This is a genomic window from Nocardioides sp. T5 (genome assembly GCF_048161455.1).
Taxonomy (GTDB): Bacteria; Actinomycetota; Actinomycetes; order Propionibacteriales; family Nocardioidaceae; genus Nocardioides.
In genome coordinates, this window is the sequence record NZ_CP182415.1 from 1,184,033 (window position 1) to 1,197,488 (window position 13,456).

The 13,456-nt window shown below is 70.5% G+C and carries 10 protein-coding genes; all 10 read left to right on the plus strand.

Going from position 1 to position 13,456, the window contains the following annotated elements:
* Window positions 1–41 precede the first annotated feature (41 nt).
* Window positions 42–1,181, plus strand: coding sequence for a DUF808 domain-containing protein (locus tag ACNKF0_RS05680; RefSeq protein WP_416956508.1), 1,140 nt, complete (start codon window positions 42–44; stop codon window positions 1,179–1,181).
* A 92-nt stretch (window positions 1,182–1,273) separates the two neighbouring features.
* Entirely contained in the window at window positions 1,274–2,740 is a 1,467-nt protein-coding gene (gene ahcY / locus ACNKF0_RS05685; protein WP_299922059.1) for an adenosylhomocysteinase, read from the plus strand.
* A gap of 53 nt (window positions 2,741–2,793) precedes the next feature.
* Window positions 2,794–3,492, plus strand: coding sequence for an MtrAB system response regulator MtrA (gene mtrA / locus ACNKF0_RS05690; RefSeq protein ID WP_299922057.1), 699 nt, complete (start codon window positions 2,794–2,796; stop codon window positions 3,490–3,492).
* A gap of 10 nt (window positions 3,493–3,502) precedes the next feature.
* Window positions 3,503–5,104, plus strand: a complete 1,602-nt coding sequence (gene mtrB / locus ACNKF0_RS05695; RefSeq protein ID WP_416956511.1) for an MtrAB system histidine kinase MtrB — start codon at window positions 3,503–3,505, stop codon at window positions 5,102–5,104.
* Window positions 5,101–6,855, plus strand: coding sequence for a GerMN domain-containing protein (locus ACNKF0_RS05700; RefSeq protein ID WP_416956513.1), 1,755 nt, complete (start codon window positions 5,101–5,103; stop codon window positions 6,853–6,855). The genes mtrB and ACNKF0_RS05700 overlap by 4 nt, the downstream gene beginning before the upstream one ends.
* Window positions 6,856–6,913: 58 nt before the next feature.
* Window positions 6,914–7,618, plus strand: coding sequence for a ComF family protein (locus ACNKF0_RS05705; protein ID WP_416956515.1), 705 nt, complete (start codon window positions 6,914–6,916; stop codon window positions 7,616–7,618).
* Between the two features lie 402 nt (window positions 7,619–8,020).
* Window positions 8,021–8,635, plus strand: coding sequence for a ribosome hibernation-promoting factor, HPF/YfiA family (hpf, locus tag ACNKF0_RS05710; RefSeq protein ID WP_416956517.1), 615 nt, complete (start codon window positions 8,021–8,023; stop codon window positions 8,633–8,635).
* A 55-nt stretch (window positions 8,636–8,690) separates the two neighbouring features.
* Window positions 8,691–9,371 carry a response regulator gene (locus tag ACNKF0_RS05715; protein WP_416956519.1) on the plus strand — a complete coding sequence of 227 codons (681 nt, stop codon included), beginning with the start codon at window positions 8,691–8,693 and terminating at the stop codon, window positions 9,369–9,371.
* Window positions 9,372–9,373: 2 nt separating this feature from the next.
* Window positions 9,374–10,600: a winged helix-turn-helix domain-containing protein gene (locus ACNKF0_RS05720; RefSeq protein ID WP_416956521.1), complete on the plus strand. Its 1,227-nt coding sequence runs from the start codon at window positions 9,374–9,376 to the stop codon at window positions 10,598–10,600.
* Window positions 10,601–10,615: 15 nt separating this feature from the next.
* A complete protein-coding gene (secA, locus tag ACNKF0_RS05725; RefSeq protein ID WP_416956523.1) occupies window positions 10,616–13,456 on the plus strand; it encodes a preprotein translocase subunit SecA in 2,841 nt (946 codons plus the stop codon).

The window sequence follows — 13,456 nt, forward strand, 5'->3', positions numbered from 1 at the left end:
GCATCGCGCGTCACCACACCCACTGCCCCGAAGGATCACCCATGGCCGGCGGACTGTTCGCCCTCCTCGACGACGTCGCCGCACTCGCGCGCATCGCAGCAGCCAGCGTGGACGACGTCGGCGCTGCCGCAGGTCGGGCCAGCATGAAGGCCGCGGGCGTGGTGGTCGACGACACTGCCGTGACCCCGCAGTACCTGCACGGGTCGCCTGCCGCCCGCGAGCTGCCGATCATCAAGAAGATCGCGATCGGGTCGCTCCGCAACAAGCTCCTCTTCATCCTGCCCGCCGCCGTGCTGCTGGGGCAGTTCCTCCCGCAGCTGCTGCCGGTGATCCTCATCTTCGGCGGTGGTTTCCTCGCCTACGAAGGAGCACACAAGGTCTGGGAGAAGGTCCGCGGCCACGAGCCGGTGGCCGAGGAGGCGGAGGACCAGCTCACCAGCTCCGGTGAGCTGAGCCCCGAGCACGAGGCGAAGACGGTTGCCGGAGCCATCCGCACCGACTTCATCCTCAGCGCCGAGATCATGGTGATCGCGCTCAAGGAGGTGGTCGGGTCCGACCCCGACGCCAGCATCTGGATGCGTGCGATCGTCCTGGCCGCGGTCGCCGTACTGATCACCGTCCTCGTCTACGGCGTCGTCGCACTGATCGTGAAGATGGACGACGTCGGTCTCCACCTGGCGGAGAAGCCCTCGAAGGCGTCCCAGCGGGTCGGACTCGCGCTGGTCTCGGCGATGCCGCGCCTGCTCACCGCGATCTCGTTGATCGGCACGCTCGCCATGCTGTGGGTCGGTGGCCACATCTTCCTGGTCAGCCTCTACGAGATCGGCGGCCCCGACGGGCTGCTGGAGGGTACGACGCTCGGCGACGTGCTGCACGCGCCGTACGAGCTCATCCACCACTGGGAGGAAGAGGTGCACCACGCCGTGGGCGGGGCCCTCGGCTCCCTCCTCGGCTGGCTGCTCAACACGCTCCTGTCGGGCCTCGTCGGCCTGCTGGTCGGTGGGATCATCCTGGCAGTCCTCCACGCCTTCGGGATCGGTGGCGGACACGGCTCAGGTCACGGCGACGAGCACGGCGACGAGCACGGCGACAAGCACCCCGACGAGCACGCTGCGGAGCACGCCGACGACCACGCCACTGGCCGTGTCGACCCGCCTGCCGAGGATTCCCCGAATCGCTGAGGGCCGTCCTACCCTCTTCTGGTCCGCGCGGGAGATCCCGACGACGCACAGATGTGCGGCGCAGACGGCTCCACCACACCAGGAGACAACCGATGGACTTCAACGTCGCCGACCTCAACCTCGCTGCCTACGGCCGCAAGGAGATCGAGCTCGCCGAGCACGAGATGCCGGGCCTGATGGCCATGCGCGAGCGCTACGGCAAGGAGCAGCCCCTCAAGGGCGCGCGCATCGCCGGCTCGCTGCACATGACGATCCAGACCGCCGTGCTGATCGAGACGCTCGCGGCCCTCGGCGCTGACATCCGCTGGGCCACCTGCAACATCTTCTCCACCCAGGACCACGCCGCCGCCGCGGTCGTCGTCGGACCCCCGTCGAAGGGCGGCACGCCCGAGGACCCGCAGGGCGTCCCGGTCTTCGCGTGGAAGGGCGAGAGCCTCGCCGAGTACTGGGACGAGGCCGAGAAGGTCTTTGACTTCCCGGCCACGGACGGCGAGGTGGGCGGCCCCAACATGCTGCTCGACGACGGCGGCGACATCACGATGCTGCTGCACCTCGGCGTCGAGTACGAGAAGGCCGGCGCCGTCCCCTCGCAGGACTCCACCGACAACGAGGAGTTCAAGGAGGTGCTGCGCGTCCTGGCCCGCTCGCTCGAGTCCGACCCGCAGCGCTGGACCCGGCGCGCGCCGCTCGTCAAGGGCGTCTCCGAGGAGACCACCACCGGTGTGCTGCGCCTCTACGAGCGCTTCAAGGAGGGCACGCTCCTCTTCCCGGCGATCAACGTCAACGACTCGGTCACCAAGTCCAAGTTCGACAACAAGTACGGCTGCCGCCACTCGCTCGTCGACGGCATCAACCGCGCCACCGACGTGATGATCGGCGGCAAGGTCGCGGTCGTCTGCGGCTACGGCGACGTCGGCAAGGGCTCCGCGGAGTCCCTGCGCGGCCAGGGTGCCCGCGTCATCGTCACCGAGATCGACCCGATCTGCGCGCTCCAGGCTGCGATGGACGGCTACGAGGTCAAGCGCCTCGAGTCGGTCGTCGAGACCGCCGACATCTTCATCACCACGACCGGAAACTTCGACATCATCACGGTCGAGCACTTCCACAAGATGAAGCACCAGGCGATCGTCGGCAACATCGGCCACTTCGACAACGAGATCAACATGGCCGGCCTGGCCAGGATCCCCGGCATCGTCAAGGACGAGATCAAGCCGCAGGTCCACCAGTGGATCTTCCCGTCCGAGGACGGCAAGCCCGGCAAGAAGGTCATCGTGCTGTCCGAGGGCCGCCTGCTCAACCTGGGCAACGCCACCGGCCACCCGTCGTTCGTGATGTCCAACTCCTTCACCAACCAGGTGCTCGCGCAGATCGAGCTCTTCGCGAAGGCCGACGACTACGAGCTGGGCGTGCACGTGCTGCCCAAGCACCTCGACGAGGAGGTCGCCCGGCTGCACCTCGACGCCCTCGGTGTCGAGCTGACCGAGCTGACCAAGGAGCAGGCCGCCTACCTCGGTGTCCCGGTCGAGGGCCCGTTCAAGTCCGACCACTACCGCTACTGAGCGGCACCGGCGTTCGGCTGAGGTCGGTCATGGCGCCCCAATAGACTGGCGCCATGACCGACCTTGCCGAACCCGCGCGCGGCAGCGTGCTCGTCGTCGACGACGACGCCTCCTTGGCGGAGATGCTCTCCATCGTGCTCCGCCAGGAGGGGTTCGACAGCCGCATCGTGGGCCGCGGCGACGTCGCCCTCGACGCGTTCCGTGACTACCGGCCCGACCTGGTCCTGCTCGACCTGATGCTCCCGGGCAAGGACGGCATCGACGTCTGCAAGGAGATCCGCGCCGAGTCCGGCGTGCCGATCGTGATGCTCACCGCCAAGGGCGACACCGTCGACGTGGTCGTCGGTCTCGAGTCCGGCGCCGACGACTACATCGTCAAGCCGTTCAAGCCCAAGGAGCTCATCGCCCGCGTCCGCGCGCGCGTACGCCGCAACGACGTCACGCCCGACGAGGGCCTGACCATCGGCGACGTGTCGATCGACGTCGCCGGCCACTCCGTCACGCGCGGCGACCAGCCGATCAACCTGACCCCGCTCGAGTTCGACCTGCTCGTCTGCCTGGCCCGCAAGCCGTGGCAGGTCTTCACCCGCGAGGTGCTGCTCGAGCAGGTGTGGGGATACCGGCACAGTGCCGACACCCGGCTGGTCAACGTCCACGTCCAGCGCCTGCGCTCCAAGGTGGAGCACGACCCGGAGAACCCGGAGGTCGTGGTGACGGTGCGCGGCGTGGGCTACAAGGCCGGCAAGTCCTAGGGGCCCACGGGTGAGCATCCGCGACCGGCTCCCACCGGTGCTCCGGCACGGGCCCGCCTTCTGGCGGCGCTCGGTGCAGGCGCGCGTCGTGGTGAGCACGGTCCTGCTCTCCGCAGCCGTCGTCGGCATCGTGGGCTGGTTCCTCATCCAGCAGACCCGCGAGGGGTTGCTCGACCACCGGGTCGAGGCCGTCGTGCAGGAGGCCGAGAGCGAGACCGAGGCGGCCCGCGCGGCACTGGCCGCCGCGTTCGGCGTCGACGTCGACGAGTCGGCCCAGCAGCAGGCCCTCGTCGAGCCGCTCCAGGCGCGCGGGGCGACGGCCGGCTTCGCGGTCGTGCTGTCCCCGCCGGTCAAGGACGGGGTACGCCTGGCCGACGGTGGCGCCAAGTTCACCGAGGGCCTCAACCTCTCCAGCGTCCCGGAGTCGATGGAGGCGCGCTTCGACTCCCTCTCCCCGACGGCGTGGACCTACACCGACATCCAGACCACCCGACCGATCCAGGGACTGCCCGAGGGGCCCGGCATCGTGGTCGGCAGCCAGGTCCGGCTGCCTGCCGACGACAACACCTACACCCTCTACTACCTCTACCCGCTGGCCGAGCAGCAGGAGACGCTCGCCCTGGTCTCGCGGGCGATGCTCATCGCCGGGGTGCCGCTGCTGCTGCTCGTGGCCGGCCTCACCTGGCTGGTGACCCGGCAGGTGGTCACCCCGATCCGGATGGCTCGTCGTGTCGCCGAGCGCCTCGCCGCCGGGCAGCTGCAGGAGCGGCTCCGGGTGACCGGCGAGGACGACCTCGCGCGCCTGGCGACGTCGTTCAACCAGATGGCCTCCAACCTCCAGAAGCAGATCCGCCAGCTCGAGGAGCTCAGCCGGCTGCAGCGGCGCTTCGTCTCCGACGTGTCGCACGAGCTGCGCACCCCGATCACCACCGTACGGATGGCCAGCGACGTCATCCACGACGCCAAGCCGTTCCTCGACCCGGTGACCGGTCGCGCCGCCGAGCTGCTGCAGAAGGAGCTCGACCGCTTCGAGACGCTGCTGGCCGACCTGCTCGAGATCAGCCGCTTCGACGCCGGCGCCGCGGTGCTCGAGACCGAGGACGTGGACCTCGTCGACGTGGCCCGCCGCGTCGTCGACATGACCTCCGCGCTGGCCGCCCAGCGCGACACCCGCGTGGTGCTGCACGACCCCGGCGCCCCGTGCGTCGCGGAGGCCGACGTACGCCGCGTGGAGCGGATCGTGCGCAACCTCGTCACCAACGCCATCGACCACGCCGAGAGCCGCGACGTCGAGATCTTCGTCGGTGCCGACCTCCAGTCGGCCGCGATCGCGGTGCGCGACCACGGCGTGGGGCTCGGGCCGGGGGAGTCGGCGATGGTCTTCAACCGGTTCTGGCGCGCGGATCCGGCGCGCGCCCGCACCAGCGGCGGCACCGGCCTCGGCCTGTCCATCTCGCTGGAGGACACCCACCTGCACGGCGGGTGGCTCCAGGCGTGGGGTCGTCCCGGCGAGGGCGCCCAGTTCCGGCTGAGCCTGCCCCGCCAGCTCGGCACCCAGCTGCGCCACTCGCCGCTGCCCCTGGTGCCGGTCGACGCCCGGGAGACGGCGTGAACCGCCGGTCGGCAGCGCGGGCGCTGCGCACCGCGAGCGCGGTCCTGGTGGCGTCCCTGCTCGCCGGCTGCGTGCAGATGCCGACGTCCGGCCCGGTCGAGGAGTCGGAGGGCACCGGCGTCACCGAGGACGTGCCCGGCATCTCGTTCGACCCGCGCCCCCCGCAGACGGGGCAGGCGACCTCCGAGATCGTCGACGGCTTCTTCGAGGCGATGACGGCCACCCCGGTCAGCGCCCGCGTGGCCCGCCAGTTCCTGTCCCGCGAGGCGGCGGAGGCGTGGGTCCCGGAGCAGCAGATCATCACCTACTCCGAGCTCGGCGACGTCACCGCCGGCACGTCGGTGCGGGTGCCGCTGACCGACGTCAACCTCTACGACGCCCGCGGCGCCTGGCAGCGCACCCGCGCGGGCGCCACCATGTCGATCGGCCTGGTCAAGGAGGACGGCGAGTGGCGCATCGACGAGGTGCCCGACGCCCTCATCGTCCCGGAGTCGTGGTTCGACGACTGGTACGAGCGGGCCTCGCTCTACTACTTCGACCCGACCACCGAGGTGCTCGTCCCCGAGCCGGTGTTCGTGCCGCGCGGCGAGCAGTTCGCCTCCTCGCTGGTGCGCGGGCTGCTCACCACCACCTCGGCCGACTTGCAGGACGTCGCCCGCAGCTACTTCCCACCCGGCACCACCCACGGCCTGTCGGTGCCGATCGTCTCCGGCGTCGCCGAGGTCTCCCTGTCCGGCGACCCCGACGCGGTGGACGAGCTGACGACGGAGCGGATGCTGGCCCAGCTCGTGTGGACCCTGCGGCAGGAGCCGCGGATCGGTGCCGTACAGCTCAGCATCGGCGGCCGGACCATCGTCGGCCCCAGCGGTTCCCCCCAGGTCAGCCTCCAGCTCGGCAGCGCCTACGACCCCAACGGCGTGCCGGCCAGCACCGACCTCTACGCCCTCGACCGGGGCCGCGTCGTCGCCGGCCAGCTGGGGGAGCTCGCACCCACCCTCGGCCCGCTCGGGCAGGAGGACTCGGCGGTCGACCTGCGCTCGATCGGCGTCAACCTCGCCGGTGCCCGGGTGGCCGGCGTCACCGCAGCCGGCACCGAGCTGGTCCTCGCCCCCACCGAGGCGGCGACGGGCGAGGTCGCGACCGTCGTCGTCGGCGCCGTGGACCTCGCCGCTCCGCACTGGGACTACCGCGACCGGATCTGGGTGCTCGACCGCAACGGTGGGCGTGCCCGGGTGATCCAGGTCGTCGACGGGGAGGCCGGCGAGGTGGAGGTGCCGGGCCTCACCGGCCGGCGGCTGAGCGAGCTGATCGTCTCGCGCGACGGCAGCCGCCTGGTGGCCGTCTTGCGCCGGGGCTCGACCGACCAGGTCGTCGCCGTCCGGATCCGGCACGACGCCGCGGGAGCGGTCATCGGCTTCACCCGGCCACAGCCGCTCTCGTTGCCAGCCGAGGACACCGCCCGCATCCGCGACGTCGCCTGGCGCTCGCCCACGACCGTGTCGGTGCTGCGCGACATCATCACCGACGACCTCGCGCAGGTGCGCACGGTCTCCGTCGACGGGGCACCGGGTGAGATCTCGACCGGCGGTGCGACGAGCCTGCGCGGGCGGATCCGCGCGCTCGTGTCCACCCCCGTCGACCTCGTCGAGGTCTACGCCGTGGCGGGTCGTTCGGTCTTCAGCCTGACCCGGCCCGAGCGCGAGGTGCCCGACCTGGCGCCGGGCCTGACCTCGCTCACCTACGTCGGCTGATCCACAGGTCGCGTGCCGGCGGTTGCCGTCGTACGACGCCTCCTGCTGGCATGGGCGCGTGCTCGACGAGGCCCTCGACCTGTTCCTCGGCAGCCGGTGCGTGGGGTGCGACCTGCCCGGCCGGATGCTGTGCCCGACCTGCCGCGGCTGCCTGTCCCGCACCCCGCGCGTGGCCTGGCCGACACCCGTCCCCGACGGGCTGGTGACGCCGTGGGTCGTCGAGGCGTACGACGGCGCGGTGCGTGCGCTGGTGGTGGGCCACAAGGACCGGGGCCAGTGGGGCCACCGGCGGGTGCTCGGCGACCTGCTCGCCCGGGCCGTCCACGGGGCCGCCGCCGAGCTCGACCCCGGCGCGCCGCTGCTGCTGGTCCCGGTGCCGTCGCGGCCGGGCGCGGGGCGGCGGCGGGGCTACGAGGCCACCGCGGCGCTGACCCGCGTCGCCGCCTCGCACCTGCGCCGGGACCGTCCCGCGGTGGTCGTGCCGCTGCTCGTGTCGCGCGGAGCCGCCGACCAGGCCGGTCTCGACGCCGGTGGCCGGGCCGCCAACATGGCCGGATCGATGCGCTGCCCGTCCACCTCCCTCGCCCGCGTCGGGCGCCGGCTCCGGGAGGCCCACGTCGTGGTCTGCGACGACGTGCTGACCACCGGGTCGACCGCGCGGGAGGCGCAGCGGGCGCTCGAGGCGGTCGGTCTGCCGCCCGTCGCGGTCGCCGCCGTGGCCGCCACACGGCGGCGCGGCTCGGCCCCCCGGACCGACAGGTGACCCCGCGGTTGGCCCGGGGCCGAGGAGGGGCTAGCGTCTTGTCATGGAGTCCGTTCGGGTCCGTGGTTGCGTCACAGAGACGAGTTCTCCGTGGCTAGCCGATGCCAGTCGCAGGCGAAACGGTCCACGTAAGTCCCCGGGCGCTGCGCTGTCCTGCAGCGTGCTGTCCGTCGGACGATCACGGTGCGGCTTAGAAGTAAGTCCTGCCCCGTCTCCGGCACCAGATGTGCCGGATGCCGGGAGAAGGCCAGTAGTGACGGAGAAGTTGCGAACGCTTCAGCAGGCGGTTGTGGGGTCGAAGACCAGGTCGGCCGGGCGGGCTCCATCCCACCCTGCCCCGGCGGGTGTGCCGCCGCGGCGAAATGGAGGGGTGCGGACCGTTCGCTAGTTGAGGAGGTTCACATGGAGGTTGTGGTCACGGGGCGGCACTGCGAGGTGTCCGACCGGTTCCGCGAGCACGTGTCCGAGAAGCTCACCCGTCTGGAGAAGCACGATCACCGCATCATGCGCGTCCAGGTGGAGGTCGAGCTCGAGAAGAACCCCCGCCAGCACGACCGGTCCACCAAGGTCGAGCTCACCGCCTTCTCCAAGGGGCCGGTGATCCGGGCGGAGGCTGCTGCCGAGGACAAGATGGGCGCTCTCGACCTCGCCCTCGACAAGATGCAGGCCCAGATGCGCCGCGCCGCCGATCGGCGCCGCGTGCACAAGGGCCGCAACGACCACCTCTCGGTGGCCGAGGCCCTCGCCGCTCTGCCGGAGCCCGAGGACACCGCCGCCGAGGACGACGACGTGGTCGAGCGCAAGGTCGGGCCGATCACCGTGACCGGCGACGGCCCGCTCGTGGTGCGCGAGAAGTCCCATGCCGCGGTCCCGATGACGCTCGACCAGGCCCTCTACGAGATGGAGCTCGTCGGCCACGACTTCTACCTCTACGTCGACAAGGAGAGCGAGCGGCCGGCCGTGGTCTACCGCCGCCGCGGCTACGACTACGGAGTCATCTCCCTCGAGGTCGACTGACCCGAGACCGAACCGACCCCTGCCCTCGGTCACGCGCGCATGACATGATGCGCGCGTGACCGAGGCAACATCCGCTGGGAGCGAACCCGTTCGCGTCCTGGTCGTCGACGACCAAGAGCTCTTCCGCCGTGGCCTCATCATGCTGCTGGGCGGTGACAGCGACATCGAGGTCGTCGGCGAGGCCGCCGACGGCATCACCGCCACCGAGCTGGCGATCACCACCGCGCCCGACGTGATCCTCCTCGACGTCCGGATGCCGCGCCGCACCGGTGTCGAGGCCTGCCGCGCGATCAAGGAGGCCGTGCCGGCCACCAAGATCATCATGCTCACCGTCTCCGACGAGGAGGCCGACCTCTACGAGTCGGTCAAGAACGGTGCCGCCGGCTACCTCCTCAAGGACTCCTCGATCGAGGAGGTCGCCCAGGCGGTCCGCGTGGTCAACGAGGGCCAGTCGCTGATCAGCCCGTCGATGGCCGTCAAGCTCATCGACGAGTTCAAGCAGATGTCGAAGCCCGAGCGTGAGCAGGGCCCCGCCCTGCGGCTCACCGAGCGCGAGCTCGAGGTCCTCCGGCTGGTGGCCAAGGGCCTCAACAACCGCGAGGTCGCCAAGGAGCTCTTCATCTCCGAGAACACCGTCAAGAACCACGTCCGCAACATCCTGGAGAAGCTGCAGCTCCACTCCCGCATGGAGGCCGTCATGTACGCCATGCGCGAGAAGCTGCTCGACCTGCCCTGACCTTGGACCAGCTGACCCAGCTCCAGGCGCGTCGTGTCGCGCTGGCGGCCCAGGGCTTCACGGACCGCACCCACGCCACGCCCACCATGGCGACGCTCGACCGCACGCTCGCGCGCACCGGGGTGCTGCAGGTCGACTCGGTCAACGTGCTCCAGCGGGCCCACTTCATGCCGCTCTACTCGCGGATGGGCCCCTACGACGTGGGGCTGCTGCGTCGCGCGCAGCAGGGCACCCCGCGCCGGCCCCGTCGGCTCGTGGAGTACTGGGCGCACGTCCAGGCACTGATGCCGGTCGAGCTGTGGCCGCTGATGCGGCACCGGATGGAGTCCTACCGCGCCGATCGCGGCAAGTGGGGCTTCACCGCCGACGCGGCGCTCGAGCCGCAGGTGCTCGACGCCGTGCGTGACCGCGGGCCGGTCACGGCGCGCGACCTCGAGGACGAGCTCAGCACCGGTCCGCGCACGAAGGAGCACTGGGGCTGGAACTGGTCCGAGGCCCGCAAGGTCCTCGACTACCTCTACCTCGTGGGCGAGGTCGCCATCGCCGGGCGCAACAGCCAGTTCGAGGTGCTCTACGACGTGCCCGAGCGGGTCCTGCCCGCCGACGTCCTCGCCGCGCCGACGCCCACGCCGCAGGAGGCGGTCACCGAGCTCGTCCGCCGGGCGGCCCGCTCGTACGGCGTCGCGAGCGGGGCCTGCCTCGCCGACTACTACCGGCTGCGCCTGCAGCCCGCGCCCGGCAAGGCGAGCGTGAAGGTGGCGATCGACGAGCTCGTCGAGGCCGGTGAGCTCGTCCCCGTGGCCGTGCAGGGCTGGGGACGTCCGACCTACCTGCACCGCGACGCCCGGGTGCCGAGGCGCGTGGCCGCCCGCACCCTGCTCAGCCCGTTCGACCCGGTGGTGTGGCAACGCTCCCGGGCCGAGGCGCTCTTCGGGTTCTTCTACCGCATCGAGATCTACGTCCCGGCCGACAAGCGCGTGCACGGCTACTACGTCCTGCCGTTCCTCCTCGGTGACCGGCTGGTCGCGCGGGTGGACCTCAAGGCCGACCGGGCCACCGGGCGCCTGCTCGTCCCGGGCGCCTTCGCGGAGCCGGGCGCTCCGGCGGAGACCGCCGACGAGCTGGCCGCCGAGCTGTGGCGGCTCGCGGGCTGGCTCGGGCTCGACGACGTGGTGGTCGGGAGCCGGGGTGACCTGGCGCACGCATTGGGAGCAGCGTTGGCGAGGTAGGTACAGTTACCACTCGTGCCTGCCATCATCGACAAGCTGCTCCGCATCGGCGAGGGCAAGATCCTCCGTGAGCTCGAAGCCGTCTCCAAGGCCGTCAACGCCATCGAGGACGACTTCGTCAAGATGACCGACGACGAGCTCCGCGGGATGACCGACGAGTTCCGCGAGCGGCTCGCCAACGGCGAGACCCTCGACGACGTCATGCCGGAGGCGTTCGCCACCGTCCGCGAGGCGAGCAAGCGCGTGCTCGGCATGCGCCCCTTCGACGTGCAGGTGATGGGTGCGGCCGCCCTCCACCTCGGCAACATCGCCGAGATGAAGACCGGTGAGGGCAAGACCCTCGTCGCGGTGCTGCCCTCCTACCTCAACGCCCTCGAGGGCAAGGGCGTCCACGTCGTCACGGTCAACGACTACCTCGCCAAGTTCCAGTCCGAGCAGATGGGCCGCGTGCACCACTTCCTCGGCCTGACCACCGGCGTGATCCTCCCGTCGATGCGCCCGGCCGAGCGGCGCGAGGCCTACGCCTGCGACATCACCTACGGCACCAACAACGAGCTCGGCTTCGACTACCTCCGCGACAACATGGCGGACTCGGTCGCGGAGTGCGTCCAGCGCGGCCACAACTTCGCCATCGTGGACGAGGTCGACTCGATCCTCATCGACGAGGCCCGCACCCCGCTCATCATCAGCGGACCGACCCAGGACGAGGTGAAGTGGTACGCCGAGTTCTCCAAGCTCACGCGCACCCTCGTCAAGGACGTCGACTACGAGGTCGACGAGAAGAAGCGCACCATCTCGGTGCTCGAGCCGGGCATCACCAAGGTCGAGGACCACCTCGGCATCGACAACCTCTACGACTCGGTCAACACCCCGCTCATCTCGTTCCTGAACAACTCCATCAAGGCCAAGGAGCTGTTCCGCAACGACAAGGAGTACGTCGTCATGGACGGCGAGGTGCTCATCGTCGACGAGCACACCGGCCGCATCCTGGCCGGTCGTCGCTACAACGACGGCCTGCACCAGGCCATCGAGGCCAAGGAGGGCGTGACCGTCCGCGAGGAGTACCAGACCCTCGCCACGATCACCCTGCAGAACTACTTCCGCCTCTACGACAAGCTCTCCGGGATGACCGGTACGGCCATGACCGAGGCGTCCGAGTTCGACAAGATCTACAAGCTCGGCGTGGTCCCGATCCCGACCAATCGCCCGATGCAGCGCAAGGACAACGTCGACCTCGTCTACCGCACCGAGGAGGCGAAGTACGAGGCCGTCGCCGACGACATCGCCGAGCGCCACGACAAGGGCCAGCCGATCCTCATCGGCACCGTGTCGGTCGCGAAGTCGGAGTACCTCTCGAACCTGCTCAAGAAGCGCGGCATCCCGCACACCGTCCTCAACGCCAAGCAGCACGCCGACGAGGCCAAGGTCGTCGCGCTCGCCGGTCACAAGGGCGCCGTCACCGTCGCCACCAACATGGCCGGTCGAGGCACCGACATCATGCTCGGCGGGTCCGTCGACTTCCTCGCCGACCAGGAGCTGCGCAAGCAGGGCCTGGACCCGGTCGAGTCGCCGGAGGACTACGACGCGGCCTGGCCGGCGATGGTCGAGCGGATCAAGGCGCAGGTCTCCGCCGAGCACGACGAGGTCCGCGAGCTCGGCGGCCTCTACGTCGTCGGCACCGAGCGCCACGAGTCGCGCCGCATCGACAACCAGCTCCGCGGTCGTTCCGGCCGTCAGGGCGACCCGGGCGAGTCCCGGTTCTACCTGTCGCTCGAGGACGAGATGATGCGGCTGTTCAAGTCGGAGTGGGTCGACCGGATCCTCACCGTCCTCAAGGTGCCCGACGACGTGCCGATCGACGCCAAGCGCGTCAGCAATGCGATCGCCGGCGCCCAGGCCAACATCGAGTCGCAGAACTTCGAATCGCGCAAGAACGTGCTCAAGTACGACGACGTGATGAGCCGCCAGCGCGAGGTCATCTACGCCGAGCGCCGCCGGGTGCTCGAGGGCGCCGACCTCGGCGAGCAGATCCGCGGCTTCCTCGACGACGTGATCGCGGGCTACGTCCGCGGTGCGACCGAGGGCTACGCCGAGGACTGGGACCTCGACGGCCTGTTCACCGCCCTGAACCAGCTCTACCCGGTCGGCCTGACCAAGGAGGGCCTGGTCAAGGAGGCCGGCGGCCTCGAGGGGCTCAGCCGCGAGAAGCTGATCGAGGACCTGCAGAAGGACGTGCAAGAGGCCTACGACCGCCGCGAGGACGAGATCGGCGAAGAGGTCCAGCGTGAGCTGGAGCGTCGCGTCGTGCTCTCCGTGCTCGACCGCAAGTGGCGCGAGCACCTCTACGAGATGGACTACCTCCGCGAGGGCATCTACCTGCGCGCCTACTCCCAGCGCGACCCGCTCGTGGAGTACCAGCGCGAGGGCTTCGACATGTTCGCCGCGATGATGGACGGCATCAAGGAGGAGTCGGTCGGCTTCCTCTTCAACCTCCAGGTGGAGGTCGAGGACGAGGACGACGGCACGTCCGACGAGTCGGTCCTCGCGGCTGCCCCGCAGGCCGCGCCGCAGGTGTCCGCTGCCACGCCGCAGATCGACTTCGCGCAGGCCCAGTCCCACGCGCCCACCATTCGCGCCAAGGGCCTGGACAGGCCCAACCGCCCGCAGAACCTGTCCTACAGCGCGCCCTCGGAGGACGGCGAGGCCGAGGTCCACGCGGCTCCGTCGGCCGAGGACGACGAGTTCGCCGGCATCGGTCGCAACTCGCTGTGCCCGTGCGGATCCGGTCAGAAGTTCAAGCGCTGCCACGGTGCCCCGGGCGGGGCCTCGGGCCACACCACGCGTGCCGGCGGCTGA

What these genes read in the sequence shown, in the direction of transcription:
- hpf (WP_416956517.1), top strand. Translation starts at nt 8,021, where the DNA reads ATGGAGGTTGTGGTCACGGGGCGGCACTGCGAGGTGTCCGACCGGTTC.
- ACNKF0_RS05680 (WP_416956508.1), top strand. Translation starts at nt 42, where the DNA reads ATGGCCGGCGGACTGTTCGCCCTCCTCGACGACGTCGCCGCACTCGCG.
- ahcY (WP_299922059.1), top strand. Translation starts at nt 1,274, where the DNA reads ATGGACTTCAACGTCGCCGACCTCAACCTCGCTGCCTACGGCCGCAAG.
- mtrA (WP_299922057.1), top strand. Translation starts at nt 2,794, where the DNA reads ATGACCGACCTTGCCGAACCCGCGCGCGGCAGCGTGCTCGTCGTCGAC.